13 protein-coding genes and 1 pseudogene are annotated in these 16,487 nt (G+C 68.2%); 7 read left to right on the top strand and 7 right to left on the bottom strand.

What is annotated here, in order from left to right; all coding sequences use genetic code 11:
- The 3 genes from AC1DHX_RS18110 to AC1DHX_RS18100 form a co-directional block, all read left to right on the top strand.
- Positions 1-1,016: dihydrolipoyl dehydrogenase (locus AC1DHX_RS18110; RefSeq protein WP_476900312.1), on the top strand; the 1,016-nt coding region annotated here is incomplete at its 5' end.
- A 126-nt stretch (positions 1,017-1,142) separates the two neighbouring features.
- A complete protein-coding gene (gene sucB / locus AC1DHX_RS18105; RefSeq protein WP_476859826.1) occupies positions 1,143-2,924 on the top strand; it encodes a 2-oxoglutarate dehydrogenase, E2 component, dihydrolipoamide succinyltransferase in 1,782 nt (593 codons plus the stop codon).
- Between the two features lie 150 nt (positions 2,925-3,074).
- Positions 3,075-3,425: a hypothetical protein gene (locus tag AC1DHX_RS18100; RefSeq protein ID WP_018772389.1), complete on the top strand. Its 351-nt coding sequence runs from the start codon at positions 3,075-3,077 to the stop codon at positions 3,423-3,425.
- A gap of 89 nt (positions 3,426-3,514) precedes the next feature.
- Here the strand turns inward: AC1DHX_RS18100 and AC1DHX_RS18095 are convergent, their stop codons facing one another.
- Positions 3,515-3,898 carry a VOC family protein gene (locus AC1DHX_RS18095; protein ID WP_230011753.1) on the bottom strand — a complete coding sequence of 128 codons (384 nt, stop codon included), beginning with the start codon at positions 3,896-3,898 and terminating at the stop codon, positions 3,515-3,517.
- 134 nt (positions 3,899-4,032) lie between these two features.
- Here AC1DHX_RS18095 and AC1DHX_RS18090 point away from each other — a divergent pair, with 134 nt between their 5' ends.
- Positions 4,033-4,461 (top strand): OsmC family protein, encoded by a 429-nt coding sequence (locus AC1DHX_RS18090; RefSeq protein ID WP_026266249.1) that lies wholly within the window; start codon positions 4,033-4,035, stop codon positions 4,459-4,461.
- Positions 4,462-4,569: 108 nt separating this feature from the next.
- Here the strand turns inward: AC1DHX_RS18090 and AC1DHX_RS18085 are convergent, their stop codons facing one another.
- Positions 4,570-8,157 (bottom strand): S41 family peptidase, encoded by a 3,588-nt coding sequence (locus AC1DHX_RS18085; protein WP_476859827.1) that lies wholly within the window; start codon positions 8,155-8,157, stop codon positions 4,570-4,572.
- A gap of 74 nt (positions 8,158-8,231) precedes the next feature.
- Between AC1DHX_RS18085 and AC1DHX_RS18080 the strand changes: the two genes are divergently transcribed.
- Positions 8,232-9,125: a TIGR01777 family oxidoreductase gene (locus AC1DHX_RS18080; RefSeq protein ID WP_476850445.1), complete on the top strand. Its 894-nt coding sequence runs from the start codon at positions 8,232-8,234 to the stop codon at positions 9,123-9,125.
- A 9-nt stretch (positions 9,126-9,134) separates the two neighbouring features.
- Here the strand turns inward: AC1DHX_RS18080 and AC1DHX_RS18075 are convergent, their stop codons facing one another.
- From AC1DHX_RS18075 to AC1DHX_RS18055, 5 genes are all read right to left on the bottom strand, one after another.
- On the bottom strand, positions 9,135-10,481 hold the full coding sequence (locus tag AC1DHX_RS18075) for a M20/M25/M40 family metallo-hydrolase (RefSeq protein ID WP_476859828.1): 1,347 nt from the start codon (positions 10,479-10,481) through the stop codon (positions 9,135-9,137).
- 3 nt (positions 10,482-10,484) lie between these two features.
- A complete protein-coding gene (locus AC1DHX_RS18070; RefSeq protein ID WP_476859829.1) occupies positions 10,485-10,931 on the bottom strand; it encodes a hypothetical protein in 447 nt (148 codons plus the stop codon).
- Positions 10,928-12,370: a glutamate/gamma-aminobutyrate antiporter GadC gene (gadC, locus tag AC1DHX_RS18065; RefSeq protein WP_476900311.1), complete on the bottom strand. Its 1,443-nt coding sequence runs from the start codon at positions 12,368-12,370 to the stop codon at positions 10,928-10,930. Before gadC ends, AC1DHX_RS18070 begins: the two co-directional genes overlap by 4 nt.
- Before the next feature lie 195 nt (positions 12,371-12,565).
- Positions 12,566-13,852, bottom strand: coding sequence for an APC family permease (locus tag AC1DHX_RS18060; protein ID WP_476859831.1), 1,287 nt, complete (start codon positions 13,850-13,852; stop codon positions 12,566-12,568).
- Positions 13,853-13,931: 79 nt separating this feature from the next.
- Positions 13,932-15,557, bottom strand: coding sequence for a serine/threonine-protein kinase (locus AC1DHX_RS18055; RefSeq protein WP_476859832.1), 1,626 nt, complete (start codon positions 15,555-15,557; stop codon positions 13,932-13,934).
- A gap of 107 nt (positions 15,558-15,664) precedes the next feature.
- Between AC1DHX_RS18055 and lipB the strand changes: the two genes are divergently transcribed.
- Both lipB and AC1DHX_RS18045 read left to right on the top strand, forming a co-directional pair.
- Complete coding sequence (gene lipB / locus AC1DHX_RS18050) at positions 15,665-16,333, top strand: lipoyl(octanoyl) transferase LipB (RefSeq protein ID WP_230007918.1); 669 nt, start codon at positions 15,665-15,667, stop codon at positions 16,331-16,333.
- A pseudogene (locus tag AC1DHX_RS18045) lies at positions 16,330-16,487 on the top strand (lipoyl synthase); the annotation flags it as partial. The gene lipB and the pseudogene AC1DHX_RS18045, both read left to right, overlap by 4 nt.

The raw sequence follows: 16,487 nt of genomic DNA, 5'->3' as shown, positions 1-16,487 counted from the left end.
GCACCGACACCGTCGTCGTGAACGGCACCGCGTACAAGGGCAAGAACATTGTCCTCGCGACCGGCTCTTACTCCCGCACCCTGCCGGGCCTGGAAATCGGCGGCAAGGTCATCACCTCCGACGAAGCCCTCACCATGGATTACATCCCCAAGAGCGCGATCATCCTGGGCGGCGGCGTAATCGGCGTCGAGTTCGCCTCGGTCTGGAAGTCCTTCGGCGTCGACGTCACGATCGTCGAAGGCCTCCCGTCGCTGGTTCCGAACGAGGACGCCACGATCGTCAAGGCCTTCGAGCGTGCCTTCAAGAAGCGCGGCATCAAGTTCTCCACCGGTGTCTTCTTCCAGGGCGTCGAGCAGAACGACGACGGCGTCAAGGTCACCCTCGTGGACGGCAAGACCTTCGAGGCCGACCTCCTGCTTGTTGCTGTGGGCCGCGGCCCCGTCACGGCGAACCTCGGCTACGAAGAGGCCGGGATCACGATCGACCGCGGTTTCGTCATCACCAACGAGCGCCTGCACACCGGCGTCGGCAACATCTTCGCCGTCGGCGACATCGTCCCCGGCGTGCAGCTGGYGCACCGCGGCTACCAGCAGGGCATCTTCGTCGCCGAAGAGATCGCCGGCCTGAAGCCGGTCATCGTCGAGGACGTCAACATCCCCAAGGTCACCTACTCCGAACCCGAGATCGCCACTGTCGGCTACAGCGAGAAGGCCGCCAAGGAGAAGTTCGGCGAGGACCAGATCCAGACCCAGGAATACAACCTGGCCGGCAACGGCAAGAGCTCCATCCTGGGCACGTCCGGCCTGGTCAAGCTGGTCCGCCAGAAGGACGGCCCCGTGGTCGGCGTCCACATGATCGGCGCCCGCATGGGCGAGCAGATCGGTGAAGCACAGCTGATCGTGAACTGGGAAGCCTACCCGGAGGACGTGGCCCAGCTGGTCCACGCCCACCCCACCCAGAACGAATCCCTGGGCGAGGCGCATCTGGCGCTGGCGGGCAAGCCCCTCCACGGCTAGCAGCTCCGCCCGCACCATCGCATGAACTCAGAGCCTGGTGCACCCGGCCCGAAAAGCCGGGTGCACTAAGCTCGACCAAGGCAGCAATCATCCGCACTAAAGATCAATAAGGAGAACGGGGACGACATGTCTGAATCCGTTAACTTGCCCGCCCTCGGTGAGAGCGTCACCGAAGGAACCGTCACCCGCTGGCTCAAGCAGGTCGGTGACCGGGTAGAGGTGGACGAGCCGCTGCTCGAAGTCTCCACCGACAAAGTCGACACCGAGATCCCCTCTCCGATCGCCGGCGTGATCGAGGAAATCCTCGTCGCCGAGGACGAGACCGCTGAAGTTGGCGCCCCGCTGGTCCGCATCGGCTCCGGCGAGGCCGCCCCCGCAGAGGCTCCGGCCGCAGCCGCCGAAGAGGCACCGGCTCCCGCCGCAGCTGCGCCGGCCGCAGAAGAGGCTCCCGCGGAGGCTCCGGCCGCCGAGGCCCCTGCCGCCGCTCCGGATTCTGCTCCGGATTCTGCTCCAGCGGGGGAAGGACACGACGTCACGCTGCCTGCCCTGGGTGAAAGCGTCACCGAAGGCACTGTGACCCGCTGGCTGAAGAGCATCGGCGACACCGTAGAGGTCGACGAGCCGCTGCTCGAGGTTTCCACCGACAAGGTCGACACCGAAATCCCGTCCCCGGTTGCCGGAACCCTTCTGGAAATCCGCGTCAACGAGGACGAGACGGCCGAGGTCGGCTCCGTCCTGGCCGTCATCGGTTCCGGCGCAGCGGCACCGGCCGCACCGGCGCCCGCCGCGGCCCCCAAGCAGGAAGCAGCACCGGAAGCTCCCAAGCAGGAAGCGCCGGCCGCCCCCGCACCGGCAGCAGCACCGGAGGCTCCCAAGCAGGAAGCTCCCGCAGCCGCTGCTCCGTCAGCTCCCGCCGCTCCCGCCGCTCAGGCAGCTCCCGCGCCCGCGGCAGCAGCTGCCGCACCGGCAGAGTCCGGCTACGTCACTCCCCTGGTCCGCAAGCTGGCCAACCAGCAGGGCGTCGACATCGCGGCCCTCACCGGCACCGGCGTCGGCGGCCGCATCCGCAAGCAGGACGTGCTGGCAGCTGCCGAGGCAAAGGCAGCACCGGCCGCCTCCGCACCCGCGGCAGCCCCCGCCGCATCTGCGCCGGCAGCCGCGGCATCCGCAGGCGCAGCGTCCTCGCTGCGCGGCACCGTGCAGAAGGCCCCGCGCATCCGCCAGGTCATTGCCCGCCGCATGCGCGAGTCGCTGGACATCTCCACCCAGCTGACCCAGGTCCACGAGGTCGACATGACCAAGGTTGCCAAGCTGCGCGCCAAGGCCAAGAACTCCTTCCAGGCCCAGAACGGCTCCAAGCTGACCTTCCTGCCCTTCATCGCCAAGGCTGTTGCCGAGGCCCTGAAGCAGCACCCGAAGGTAAACGCCTCCTACGACGAGGACAAGCAGGAGATCACCTACCACAACGCCGAGCACCTGGCGATTGCGGTGGACACCGACAAGGGCCTGCTGGTTCCGGTCATCTCGGACGCCGGCAACCTGAACCTGGCCGGCCTGGCCGGCAAGATCGCCGACGTCGCCGACCGCACCCGCAACGGCAAGATCGGCCCGGACGAGCTTTCCGGCGGCACCTTCAGCATCACCAACATCGGTTCGGTGGGTGCCCTGTTCGACACCCCGATCATCAACCAGCCGCAGGTTGCCATCCTCGGCACCGGCGCGATCGTCAAGCGGGCCGTAGTGGTCGCCGACGAGAACGGCGATGACTCGCTGGCCATCCGTTCGATGATGTACCTCTCCCTGACGTACGATCACCGCCTGGTCGACGGCGCCGACGCAGGACGCTTCCTGCAGACGCTGAAGGCACGCCTTGAGGAAGGCGCCTTCGAGGCCGACCTCGGACTCTAGGTCTAAAAGCGCACACCGACGGCGACGGCGGTGCGGGCTCCGGTGGGAACCACCTGGCGCCCGTGCCGCCGTCGCCGTTTTTGCTGTTCCGCCCCGGGGCCGCTGCGGGTCCTACTACGGTGCGTAGAAGACTCTGGCTACACTGATGCCATGAACATCGTCTATAACGTCATGGTCTTCCTGCACATCATCGGCGCCGCCATGATTGTCGGCATCTGGATCGGCCAGATGAAGAAGCCCACCGTCCACCCGCGCCAGTTCGACGGCGCGATGCTGCAGCTGATCACGGGCATCATCATGATGGGGCTGATCCCGGCCCTGGACATGAACGCCAACTACGCCAAGCTCGGGGTCAAGCTTGTCATCGCCCTGATCGTCGGCGTCCTGGCCTTCATTGGCCGCCGCAAATACAAGAAGGGCGAGCCGATCAGCAAGGGCCTCGCGAACAGCGTTGGCGGCCTGGCACTGCTCAACGTCGCGATCGCGACCCTGTGGCAGTAACCGGCTGACTGCACAGGCCATGACGGCGCCGCTCCCCCCGCCGGGGTGCGGCGCCGCCGTCGTTTAACTGCCGCCGTTAAACCGGCTTGTCAGTCGCCGGCGATGCAGAATTCGTTGCCCTCGGGATCCTGCATGACATCCCAGTGGAAGTCGCCGATGTCATTGCCCTCCACGAACCCGGCACCGAGGGACTCGGCGCGGGCGCGCAACGCCGCAGGGTCGGGCCCATGGATGTCCAGGTGCAGGCGCCGCCTGCCCTCCGTGGGGTCCTGGACCTGCTGGAAGGCCAGCTGCGGGGCTCCGGTGCCGGCGGGTTCCAGCCAGACGAACTGCTCGAAGCGCGAGGAGACCGCCGTGCCCAACAAGTCGGCCCAGAACTGCGCCAGGCGCCCGGCGTCGACGGCGTTGACCATAATCGTGGCGATACGCGCCACGGGCGCCCCTGGCACCTGCGCATCTTCGGTAAGTTCCATGACGACACTGTACGGGTCACAATCCTCTGACAGCGGAACCCCCGTGCGGCGGCCGCACAGAATCCCTAGGATTGATCACGGCAGGCTCCGGCACCAGCCGGACCCCTGATTCACAACGACGTCGAGGAGTGGACATGGCTACAACACGCACCGCACACACTGTATGGAATGGCGACCTGATGACAGGCGCCGGCAACACCACCCTGGACAGCTCCGGGCTGGGCAACTTCGACGTCACCTGGAAGGCGCGCGCCGAGGCCGCCGAGGGCAAGACCAGCCCCGAGGAGCTCATTGCGGCAGCGCACTCCGCGTGCTTCTCGATGGCCTTCAGCAACGCCCTGGCCCAGGCCGGCCACACGGCCGAGGAGATCAACACCAAGGCCGACGTGACCTTCCAGCCCGGTACCGGGATCACCGGCAGCCACCTCACCCTGGCCGCGCGTGTCCCCGGCATTTCCGCCGACGATTTCCAGCGGCTGGCCGAGGAAGCCAAGACCGGCTGCCCCGTCTCCGCTGCCCTGACCGGCATCGAGATCACCCTGGACGCCACCCTGGCCTCCTAGGCCGGCCGCAGTAAGACGAAGGCCCCCGCCGCCCTGGATGTCCAGGGTGGCGGGGGCCTTGCCATCTGTCCTGCGCGGACCGTCTGTGCGGGCCGCGCCCGGGAGCGCCTAGGCCTGGCCGGCCTGCCGGCGCGCAGGCAGCGGTGCGGGCCGGACCCGGCGGTAACCCTCGCGCAGCGGCGGACGGTCCGTGGGCAGTTCCTGGATCATTTCCTTCAGCGCCCCGATGCCGTACTCCAGCTGCGGGTCGGTTCCGGCGGCGTAGGCGTGCGGCGGGAAGGTCACCTCGATATCCGGGGTGACGCCGAAGTTTTCCACGCCCCAGCCAACGCCACCGGCGAACCAGGTGGCGTAGCGCGGCTGGGTGACGCCGGTGCCGTCGGCCAGCGCGAAGCGGTTGTCGATCCCGACGACTCCGCCCCAGGTGCGGGTGCCAATGACGGGCCCGATCCCCCGCAGCTTGGAGACCTGCGTGATGATGTCGCCATCGGAGCCCGCGAACTCATCGGTGAGAATGATGACCGGTCCGCGGGGAGCGTGGTGCGGGTACGTCCGCGGCTTTTCCCCGCGCGGCATGCTCCAGCCGGTGACCTTGCGCCCGATGAGTTCGGCCACGAGCTGGGAGGTGTGGCCGCCGCGGTTGCGCCGGACATCGACGATCAGTCCGTCCAGGGCCGTTTCGGTGTCGAGGTCGCGGTGGAGTTGTGCCCAGCCGTTGGCCATCATGTCCGGGATGTGCAGGTAGCCGAACGTCCCGTTCGAGGCTTCCCGGACAGTTCGCCGGTTGCCGGAGACCCATTCCTGGTAGCGCAGGCGCTCCTCGTCCTTGACCGGGACCACGGCCACGCGGCGCTGGGCGCCCGCGGCCGCACCATGGCCGGCGCCATTGCGCAGGGTAAGTTCCACGGCGCGGCCGGCCGCGCCGACCAGCTGCATTGCCGGGGTCCGCGTTTGTGTCAGTTCGACGCCGTCAATCGCCAGCAGGACGTCGCCCGGCTTCGCGTCGGCGCCGGGACGGGTCAGCGGCGAAGTGGCCAGCGGGTCAGAGGACTCCCCCGCCAGAATGCGGGTGATTTCCCACCCCTCGCCGGTGAACCCCAGGTCCGCGCCGAGGCGGCCCTGCGGGCTGCTGCCGTTCTCGACAGCGGCCATGGGCCGGACGTAGGCGTGGGAGGTGCCGAGCTCGCCGTGCAGCTCCCACAGCAGGTCCACCAGGTCGTCATGGGAGCCGAGGCGTTCCACCACCGGGCGGTAGCGGGCGTGGACGGACTCCCAGTCCTGGCCGGCCATGTCCTCGGTCCAGAAGAAGTCGCGCTGGAGCCGCCATGCCTCGTCAAAGGCCTGGCCCCACACACTGAGTGGGTCCAGCTGCACCCGGATCCGGCCAAGGTCGACCTTGACCAGCTGGCCGGAGTCCTCATCGGCCTTGGCGGCGGCCGGCGCCACGCGGATCTGCTTGTCCTGGATGAACACGACCTTTTCGCCGTCGCCGGAGAGCCGGTAGCTGTCCAGGGCCTCAACGATCGTGGCGGTGCGGCGCTTGGCCAGGTCGTAGCGGACCAGGCTCGGCGCCGCGCCCTTGTCCTCGAGGCTGGCCCGGCCCTCACCGGTGGTGCCGGCGAGCTCGCTGTCCAGCCAGAGCAGGGCGCCGGCGACGGCGGTGAGCCCGGCGTAGTTGCCTTGCGGCACCGGGACCCCGATGACGCGGTGGGCCAGGCCCTCGGCGTCGACCCGCACGGACGGCACGGGTTTGGCGGCCGGCTGCGGCCCGGACGCAGCACCCGCTGTTCCGGCGGCACCTGCCGCGGCGTCGGCGTCGAAGTGGAGGTCGACGCTCGGGCCGAAGGGCGAAGGTGTGTCGGCGGCGAGGGCGACGAGGTACGGCTTGATCGGGCTCGGGAAGGACAGATCGAAGGAGTGCCCGTCGTAGACCGGGTCGAAACTGCGGTTGGAGAGGAAGGCGAGGTATTTGCCATCCGGGGTGAACGACGGCGACTCGTCGCGGAACCGGCCGTCGGTGACGTCAATGATCGCAGCTCCGGTGCCGCCGTCGATCCGGGTGATCCGGAGCCGGCTGCGGGACCCGAAGGACGTGACCGGCTCGGACCAGCCGAGCCACGCGGAGTCCGGGGACCATGTGAATCCCTCAATGCTGCCCTCGCCGATGCTGCTCAGCTGGGATATCGTGCCCGTGCGGGTGTCGGCAAGGTAGATATCACCGAACGCCGTGCCGACGGCGAGCCAGCGCCCGTCCGGGCTGGCTTCGATGGCGCTGGTCCGGCTGGGCTTGGGGAAGTCGATCCGCGTCAGCTCATCGGCGGCAGGCGCGGCCTCCACGGCGGCGCCCGCACCGGCCCGGTCGGGCTCGGAGCCGGAGATGGAGCCGGCTGCGTCTGCAGCAGCCGGGACCGCTGTGACCTGGCCGGACACGGAACCGTTTGCAGCGGCGGGGATTGATCCTGCGCCGGTCAGGGCGGCTGCGGACACCGGCTTCGGCAACTGCATGCCGGCGTCCTCGGCGGAAGCAGCGGGCTGGGCCGTTGACTCGGCAGCGGACTGCACGGCCGGCTGCGGGGCCTTCGATGCTGCCGCAGCCGCTCCGGCCAGGGGCGCCGCAATGGCTTTCAGGTACAGGGCCTCGACGCCGTCGTGGTCGGCGACATAGGCGATCCGGCCCTCGCCGAAGGGCCGCGGCAGCCGTGCCCGGACGCCCGGGGTGGCCTCGAGGACGCGGGAAGGGCCGTCCTTGTGCCGCAGCCAGTGGACGGTTCCGTGGGATTCGACGGCACTGGACGCGCCCGTGCGGTCCGGCACGACGTCGCCAAGGTGCTTCGAGGGCTTCAGCGGGGCGGGCCGGCGCGCCTGCGAGGCGGAACCGAGCACAATGTCGAGCTTGACGGCCTCGGCGTCGAGCCTGGGCAGCAGCCAGAGCTCACCGGCCGATTCGAAGATCACGCGTTCGCCGTCGGTGGCGGCGTGGCGGACATAGAAGTCCTCGTGGTCCGTGTGGCGCCGCAGGTCGCTGCCGTTGGGCAGGACGGAATAGAGGTTTCCGTAACCCTCGTGGTCGGACAGGAACGCAATCCGTCCCTTGACCCACAGGGGGTCCGTGAGGTTTCCGTCCAGCGCGGCAGCGAGCCGGACGAATTCACCGTTTCCGTCGGCGTCGATCCACAGCTTGCCGGCGGCGCCGCCGCGGTAGCGCTTCCACCAGGCCGGCTCACGCGAGAGGACACTGGCGAGCACCACAGGGCGTTCGTCGCCGACGACGGGGCCATAGGCCACGGACTCGACCGGGCCGAACGGGAGTTCCTGCGCCCAGCCGCCGGTCACGGGGAGGCTGTAGGCGTGGGTGTGACGGCTGTCGGACTGGCGGAACGCGCTGGTCACCAGGACGTCGCCGTCGGGGGTGAAACCCTTGACCCGGGTGGAAGGGTGGCCGAAGTAGCTCAACTGGCTGTAGCCGCCGCCGTCGACGTTGGCCGTGACGACTTCCGGGGCAGTCCCTTGGACGACGGTCCAGACAAGACGCTTGCCGTCGGGGGTGAAGCGCGGGTTGCGGGCCGGCAATTGCAGGGAGGATACGCGCCAGGCGCGGCCCCCGCCCACGGGTGCAATCCAGACGTCGTCCTCGGCCACAAAGGTGACCAGATCGCCGTGCAGATGCGGGAAACGGAAGTAACTCGAGGGGGTCATCGTTCGATCATAGCCACAACGGTCCTTACGGCCCGGGAGGTTTCGCGGCCGTGCCGGGCATGGTGAGATGGATCATGCGAATCCTTATTGCCGGGGCCTCCGGGCTGATCGGAACTGCCCTTTCGGGTGCACTGCGCAGCGAGGGGCACGACGTCGTCGCCCTGGTCAGGCGTGCCCCTGCGTCCCCAGCCGAGTTCCAGTGGGACCCGGCTGCCGGCCGGATCGACGACACCGCACTGAAGGGCGCGGACGCGGTGGTCAACCTCTCCGGCGCCGGAATCGGCGACCGACCCTGGACCAAGGCGCGGGTCAACGAGCTCCGCGCCTCCCGGCTGGGGGCTACCCGGACCCTCGCGGCCGCCATGGCGCGCACCGACGCGCCGCCCGCCGTGTTCCTGAGCCAGTCGGCCTCCGGTTACTACGGCAACGCCGGTACGGCGGTGCTGCGCGAGAACGCGCCGGCCGGCACCGGCACCCTGTCCCGGATCTGCGTCGACTGGGAGGCCGCGGCGCATGAGGCGCCTGCCGGAGTCCGGGTGGTCACGCCCCGCACCGGCGTCGTCCTGAGCCGTTCCGGCGGCGCACTGGGCCGGCTGTTGCCGCTGCTGCGCCTGGGTGTCGGCGGCCCGCTCGGCGATGGCCGGCAGTTCTGGCCGTGGATCACTCTGCCGGATGTGGCCGCCGCCTTTTCCTTCCTTCTCTCGGCGCCCGTGTCCGGGCCGGTCAACGTCTGCGCCCCCGAAGCCGCAGATGTGAATTCCCTGATCACGCAACTGGCCAGGGCGCTGCACCGGCCGGCGGCGCTGCGGGTACCGGCCCCGGTGCTGCGGCTGGTGATGGGCGATCTCGCCGAAGAACTGCTGCTCGCGAGCCAGCGGCTGGAGCCGGCCGTCCTGGCGGAGAACAGCTTCGCCTGGAAGCACCCGTCCCTCGCCGGGGCCGCCGCCTGGGTGGCAGGGCGCGGCTAGCTGCCGCTATTAGCCGTGCAGCGTCGCGTACCTCCGGAGGAAGAGGGCCAGGGACTCTGCCAGGGCCCTGATCTCGCCCGGATCGACGCTCTCATTCGGTGCATGGATCAGGGCGAGCGGCTCCTCGACGCCGAGCAGGATGATCTCCGCGTCCGGGTAGGTGTCGGCGAAGACGTTGCAGAGCGGGATCGATCCCCCTTGCCCCAGGGTTGTCATGGGCGTGCCGTAGGCCTGGGACATCGCGACGCTCATGGCTTCAAAGGCCGGGCCGCCGACTGCCGCCTGGAATGGCGACCCGATGGCCTCGAGGTCCACCGTGACGTGGACATCCCAGGGCGCGGCCGCCTTGAGGTGGCTGACCAACGCCGTGTGCGCGTCGGCGGCCGCCATGCCCGGCGGGACGCGCAGGTTCAGGCGCGCCGAGGCCCGCGGCACAATCGCCGCCGTCGAGCCGGTCACCGCCGGGCAGTCGATGCCGAGCACGGTGACCGCGGGCCGCGCCCAGAGCATGTCGGACACGGTGCCGTCCCCCAGCAAGGACACTCCCTCCAGGACGCCGGCGTCGGTGCGGAACTGCTCTGGCGGATAGGGGGCACCGGTCCAGGTCTGGGCGTTGTCCAATCCCATGACCGTCGTGTTGCCTTGCCGGTCCCGCAGTGATGCCAGCATGGCGATCAGTGCGGCGAGCGCGTCGGGGGCAGCACCGCCAAACATGCCGGAGTGGAGCTCTGACGCCATCGCCTCCACCGTCACCACGACATTGACCATCCCGCGCAGAGTTACGGTCGCGGCGGGGTGGCCCACGGCGGCGTTGCCGGTGTCGCAGACCAGGATGGTGTCGGCACGGAGCAGGTCCGGGTGGCCGGCGACGAACGCCTCGAGCCCGCCGGTGCCCTGTTCCTCCGACCCCTCGACCACCAGCTTCAAGTTCACCGGTACGTCGCTGCTAAGCGCCCTGAGGGCGAGCAGGTGGGCGAGGATGTTTCCCTTGCAATCGGCGGCGCCCCGGCCGTACCAGCGGCCGTCCACTTCAGTGAGCTCGAAGGGCGGGGTCCGCCATGCCGAGTCATCGAGGGGTGGCTGGACGTCGTAGTGCGCGTAGAGGAGCACGGTGGGCGCGTCCGGATCGGGTCCGGGCCTGGAGCCCACCACCGCGTCGGAGCCGTCCGGGGTCCGTTCGAGGTGCACATCCGTAAATCCGAGTCCGGCGAACTTGTCCAGCACCCACTGGGCAGCCTTGGCACACTCCTCGACGGGAAACTGCCGCGCATCCGCCACCGACCGGATGGCCAAAAACTCGGCGAGCTCCTCCCGTGCCGGACCCATCAGATCGGTGATGCGGGCGCGCAGGTCCACGGCTCACGCACCACCCGTGTGGTACGTCTTGAGGTCGTCGATGAACTCCTGGAACTCAGCGAGCTGGTCCGGGCAATAGACCTTGATAATCGCGAGCTCGCCGACGGCGATCCGGGCGTTCCCGATCACCGGCCTGTATCCCGGCCCGGTTGCCCCGTTCGCCAGCTGGCTCAAGAAGGTGGCCCGGCTCAACGCGCTGTTCGGGTTCGCGCAAACGGCACCGCCGTCGTCACCGAGCACCCGAGCTATCTGCTCGCGCGAGGGTGCCGTCCCGCCGGCTGATTCGATCGCCGCGATCAGCTGGTCGGCCTTCGCCAGGGACTGTTGCGTCTCCCTCGCCGACCGGAAATTCAGCAGTGCGCCGACGGCGAACACCACCAGCAGGATCATGGCAACTATGTAAACGACCGAGCGGCTGCGCCTGGTCGAGGACTCCTGATGCGTGCTCATGACCTAGGTGCCTCCGTCCGAGCGTCTTGCTCCGGCAGCTTCCACGAGGGTTTGCGGAACCTGTAAAAGAGAAACGGCACGAGCAGGCCCAGTCCCAGCGCGCCGCCGGCGACGATCAGGAAATAGACGGCCGGATCGCCGTTGCCAAACTGCGAAGGCGGGACGAACCCGACGAGCAGGGCGGCCAGGGAGGCGGTAAAACCGACGCCGCAGAGCCCAACCAGCATTGGCGCCCGGAAGCCACGCGCGTGGTCCGGGTCGTTGCGGCGCAGCCGGACAGCGGCCACGAACATCAGCAGGTACATGATCAGGTAGACCTGCGTGGTGATCACCGAGAAGATCCAGTACGCGCTGGAAACATCCGGGATCAGCGCGTAGCCAAGCGCGATCACGGTGGTGACGAGCCCCTGGACCACCAGGAGGTTCTGCTGGATGCCGTTCTTGTTCAGCTTCTGCAGGAACGGCGGGAGGTATCCTTCCTCACGCGAGATCAGCAGCAGGCCCTTGGACGGACCGGCCAGCCAGGTCAGCATGCCGCCGAGGGAGGCGGCAACCAGCATGATCCCGAGGATCGGTGTCAGCGCCTGGAGGTTGAAGGAGGCCAGCACCGCGTCAAAGGCCTGCATGACACCGGCTGTGAGGGAGAGTTCATCGGCCGGAACGATCCAACTGATCGCCAGCGCCGGCAGGATGAAGATCAGCAGTACCAGTCCCATGGCCAGGAACATCGACTTCGGATACTCCTTACCCGGATCCTTCAGCGAGGACACGTGCACAGCGTTCATCTCCATGCCGCTGTAGGACAGGAAGTTATTCACGATCAGCACCAGGCTGGCCAGCCCGGCCCATTCGGGGAAGAAATTCGCCGCGGTCATCGGAGCGGCGGACGGATTGCCCTGGCCGAGGAAGACCACACCCAGGATGACTAGCAGGGCGCCCGGGATCAGGGTGCCGATGATCAGGCCACCGCTGGCCAGGCCCGCCACACCCTTCGTGCCSCGGGATGAGACRTAYACGCCGGCCCAGTAGAACACCACRATCACCARSGCSGTCCASACRCCGCTGCTGGCCAGSKCCGGGTTGAASACRTAGGCGAGCGTGCTCGCGACGAATCCCAGCAGGGTTGGATAGTAGAAAATCGTCATCGCGAACTGGCACCAGACCGCCAGGAAGCCCATCGGTTTGGAGATTCCGAACGATACCCAGTTGTAGATGCCGCCCTTCCATCCGGAGGCCAGCTCGGCCGACACGAGGGAGGTCGGGAGGAGGAAGACGATCGCGGGAACCACGTAGAGGAAGACTGAGGCGAGGCCGTAGACGGCCATGGTCGGGGCCGCACGGAGACTGGCCACCGAACTCGTGGTCATCAATGCCAGGGCCACCCAGGAGATCCACACGGCCGGTGGTGCCTTCGGCCGGGTCACTGCCTGTTCGCTCACGTGAGCCACACCCTCCAGTGCCCCGTGGTCTGCGCCACGGGCCAGGCGGAGCTAAACCGCCTGGGGCGAGTACTCGTCGGCTTGAACATGCCCACTGCCCCCCTTATCACAGAAAGTGCTCGGTGCCTACAGCATGGACCTAGGAATTAGCAGGGAATAGTCCCCAACTCCCCTATACGTCAGATCGCCGGGGTGCTAATTTGCGCGGTTTCGGGCGCGCTTCCACAGCAAATCGGTGATCAGCGCCAGTGCAAGGATGACCACCAGCGCGGCGGCGGTGGCGGGTTCATTGACGAGCGTGGTTGTGCAGAACACGACGAACGTTCCCAAGGTCGCAATCAGGGCGATGATAAGCACCAAAAGCTTGGCCCCGGTCTCCCGGTACACCTTGAAGTGGGCCATCGTGACCGCGGAGAAAATGAGCAAGGCTACCGCACTTCCAAGCGACGCGATGCTGTTGAGGTTGAACGCCACCACCATCACCGCCGCGAGGCCGGCCATGACCAGCAGCCCAACCGGCACCTGCCTGCGGCCCACGGAGCGGCCGAAGACCGGTGGAAACTGTCCCACCGAGGCGAGATGCCGGGTCATCCCCACGGAAGGATAGAGGCTGGCGTTCACCGCCCCGGAAGTGGAGAGCAGGGCGGTGATCACCATCAGCACATAGCCGAACTGGCCCAGCGTCGGCTTGGCGGCCTCGGCCAGCGCAGTGGCGCCGTAGGCGACGACCTCGTCGGCGGTCAGGGTCCCGAAAACTCCCAGCGAGACGGCGACGTACACCGTCGTGGCGATCGCCAGCGCCAGATACATGGCGCGGGGCAGTTGACGGGACGGGTCAGGCAGATCCTTCGCGGTAAAGGTGATGACGCCGAACCCGAGGAAGGCGAAGAACGTCAACGCCACGCTCGCGATGATCTCGCGGACGCCCGGGTAGCCGGCCGGATCCAGGAGCGCTGGGTTCCAGTTCGCGATCGTGACAATCGCGAACACGGACAGGATGGCCAGCACCATCTTCACGATCACCGACTGGACTCTTGCGACCGCCGTGGAACCGACCGCGTTCAGGACGGTCATGACCAGGATGAGCGCGACCGCGAACACTTTGGCCCAGCCTGGGTCGCGACCGGTCAGGACTGCACTGGCATATCCACCGAAGGACGACGCCACCATTGCCCCCACGATCGCGCCGGTCACGTAGAACAGCCACGAAACGATGCCTGTAGCGTGCCCCTCCCCGAACCCCCGGGCCAGGTAGGCCAGCATGCCCCCGCCCGATGGGTAAGTCGCGCCGAGCTTCGCGAACGAGTACCCCTGTAGGCCGGCGATGGCGCCCGCCACCAGAAAGGACACCCACACAGCCGAGCCGGCGACAGCGCCGGCTGCGCCCAGCAGCGCGAAGATTCCCGCGCCCACCATGGAACCCACCCCGATGAACGCTGCTTGAATGACGGTCATCTGCTTCTTCGGAACCGTGGTCGACATGGCGTCCCTCTCCGGCGTCAGGCTCTCGCTAGCAGCCGTCTCGGTGGGAGGTTACCACCGCGCCCTGAAGCGTGGAACCCTAGCCGGCTCCGGGCCCCGGAGGTAGCACGTCCTGGATCCGCCAGCGCCCGTCGACGGGCACCAGGACCAGGTGAAGCTGCTGTGCGGAGGCGGCGGGTACTTCGGCCACCGTGGCGCCGTTCCCATCGATTTCCCGGTAAGCAGAAGGCTCTGTGGTGATGGCCACCACTGCCCGGGCGGGGCTGCTCTCCGCGGTGGTCTCGATCCGGGTCAGGGAGGTCGAGAATCCGGCCAGGACGTGGCCGGAGGCGCTGAGCTGCGCTTTGATGCGGCCGTCCGAGGCGGCGGCCGCCGAGTCCGGGGCGTTGACGGCATCGAGCAGTCTGAAGTCGCCGGAGCTCAGTGCCAGTGAACGGAGCCGGGCCAGGCCGCGGACCGCCTCCACCGGGTCGGCGGAGGCCAGGAGTGCCTCAAGATCGGGAAGGATGGCGGTGGCCCCGCCGTCGGCGGTGGGGGGCGGCGGCCCGCCAACCGGCCCCTCCGACGGCGCCGCCGGTCCCTCGCGGCCCACGGGACTTCCTGTCTGCACCGGCGCATCGTGGCCGGACACGAACCCTGGAAACAGCCCGGCGACGGCGTCGGAGGCCGGCCCGCCATCGGCCAGCAGCCAGATGCCGGCCAGCAGGACTGCAGCGGCGAGAGCGGGAAGCAGCGCCCGCCGCGCGGGAGTCCGCCGGAATCCGCGGTGGAGTCCGGTTTTCCGGATAGCGCCTGGGCGCCGGCCCCGGCCGGACTGCACGGCCTTGCGTGTGAGCAGTTGGGGGATGACCGTGGGGTGCACGGAGACCGACAGATCGACGGGCTCCGCCCGGGCGCTGCGGTAGACCAGAGCGGCAAACTCCGCCGCCGGGGGACGCTCCCGGCGTTCCCCGCCCAGCCCCGCTTCGAGGGCGGCAACCAACGCTGCCGGCACCTCCGGGACCAGCAGGCTCAGCGGTGGACGATGCGGGCCGGGCTCGGGGGCCCGTCCGGTGAGGCAATACCAGCCCAGGGCGGCCAGGGCGTAAATGTCGCGTTCGGGCTGCAGCCCGGCCCGCACAGCGTCCGACGGGGCGGGATCCTGGAATCCTGCTGTGCCCTCTTCGGCGACCGGAGCGGCGTCGGCCACCATGCGCGCGACGCCGAGATCGGCCAGCAGCGGTTTGCCGTCAGCCGTGAAGAGCACGTTGCCGGGGGCCACATCACCGTGGGTGAAGCCTTGGCCGTGAAGGTATGCCAGGGCCTCCGCGATGGGAGTCAGGACCGTCACCGTTTCGCCGGGACCCAGACGTCCCCGGCTTCCCACGAGCGTCGCCAGCGAGCCGCCGGGTGCGTAGTCCAGCGCAAGCCCGAGGCCGCAGCCGCCAGAGTCGTGAACCGGCAGGCGCACCACGGCATGCACGCGAAGCAGGTGGCTGTGTGCCAGGGCGGAAAGGATCCGTACTTCGCGCCGCATGACGTCCCCGGCCTCGGATTCTTCCGGTGCGGCGCGGTCGGCATCGAAGCATTTCAGGGCGAACTCGCGGCCCGTTGACTGTTCGGTCACCAGCCAGACCGTGGCGCTGCCGCCGCGCCCCAGCAGCCGTCCGACGTCGTAACCGGGAACCTGGGGGGCCGCACCGGCGGCCGGCGGGAGATCTTCCATACCCAAGGAATAGTCGATTGCGCGGAATCGTGCAGAAGTTATCCACAGGCATGAGAGCTTAAGCACACAAACGGGAGGTGGGTGCGGCGGGGTCTAAGCTTGATGCCATGACTCTTGAGTTCAAACAGCTGGGTCTCGCCCCGGACTTCGTCGATTACACGCGCGGATGGGACATCCAGCGCGAATTGCATGAAAAGGTCCTCGCGGGCACCGCGCCCAGCACTGTACTGCTGCTCGAACACGCCGCGGTTTACACCGCAGGCAAGCGCACCGAAGACCACGAACGGCCTTTTGACGGAACTCCCGTTGTGGCCGTGGACCGCGGCGGCAAGCTGACGTGGCACGGCCCCGGCCAGCTCATTGGCTACCCCATCATCAAACTGAAGAACAAGGCTGGCATCCGCGACTACGTGGAGCGGCTGGAAGCGGTCATCATCGCCGTCCTGGCGGACTACGGCATCGCCGCCGTCCGGATCAAGGGCCGCGCTGGCGTGTGGATCGAACAGGACGAAAAGGGTCCGGACCGCAAGATCGCGGCCATCGGCATCCGCGTCCACGAAGGTGTCACCATGCATGGCTTCGCGATCAACTGCAACAACGATCTCGCCCCCTACGGCCAGATCATCGCCTGCGGGATCAGCGACGCCGGAGTCACCACGATCGCCCAGGAACTTGGCAGGGACGTCACCCCGGCGGACCTCATGTCGCGGATCACCGAAGAACTGCGCAAGAATGAACAAGCCCTAGTTGCAACCCCAGAAGGAGCTCTACTGTGACACTGGCACCAGAAGGCCGGAAGATGCTGCGCATTGAGCAGCGAAACGCGGCCACACCGGTGGAACGGAAGCCGGAATGGATCAAGGCCAAGGTCCAGATGGGCCCGGAGTTCGTCCAGCTCAAGAACCTCGTGAAGAAGGAGGGCCTCCACAC

The sequence above is a fragment of the Arthrobacter sp. 05N33_2 genome, assembly GCF_056397425.1.
This window is presented reverse-complemented; position numbering and strand designations above follow the sequence as displayed.

Excerpts from the sequence above, each read along its gene's own strand:
- AC1DHX_RS18095 (WP_230011753.1), bottom strand. The coding sequence starts at position 3,898 with ATGGAACTTACCGAAGATGCGCAGGTGCCAGGGGCGCCCGTGGCGCGT.
- AC1DHX_RS18060 (WP_476859831.1), bottom strand. The coding sequence starts at position 13,852 with ATGTCGACCACGGTTCCGAAGAAGCAGATGACCGTCATTCAAGCAGCG.
- lipB (WP_230007918.1), top strand. The coding sequence starts at position 15,665 with ATGACTCTTGAGTTCAAACAGCTGGGTCTCGCCCCGGACTTCGTCGAT.
- AC1DHX_RS18090 (WP_026266249.1), top strand. The coding sequence starts at position 4,033 with ATGGCTACAACACGCACCGCACACACTGTATGGAATGGCGACCTGATG.
- AC1DHX_RS18080 (WP_476850445.1), top strand. The coding sequence starts at position 8,232 with ATGCGAATCCTTATTGCCGGGGCCTCCGGGCTGATCGGAACTGCCCTT.
- sucB (WP_476859826.1), top strand. The coding sequence starts at position 1,143 with ATGTCTGAATCCGTTAACTTGCCCGCCCTCGGTGAGAGCGTCACCGAA.
- AC1DHX_RS18100 (WP_018772389.1), top strand. The coding sequence starts at position 3,075 with ATGAACATCGTCTATAACGTCATGGTCTTCCTGCACATCATCGGCGCC.
- AC1DHX_RS18085 (WP_476859827.1), bottom strand. The coding sequence starts at position 8,157 with ATGACCCCCTCGAGTTACTTCCGTTTCCCGCATCTGCACGGCGATCTG.
- AC1DHX_RS18070 (WP_476859829.1), bottom strand. The coding sequence starts at position 10,931 with ATGAGCACGCATCAGGAGTCCTCGACCAGGCGCAGCCGCTCGGTCGTT.
- AC1DHX_RS18055 (WP_476859832.1), bottom strand. The coding sequence starts at position 15,557 with ATGGAAGATCTCCCGCCGGCCGCCGGTGCGGCCCCCCAGGTTCCCGGT.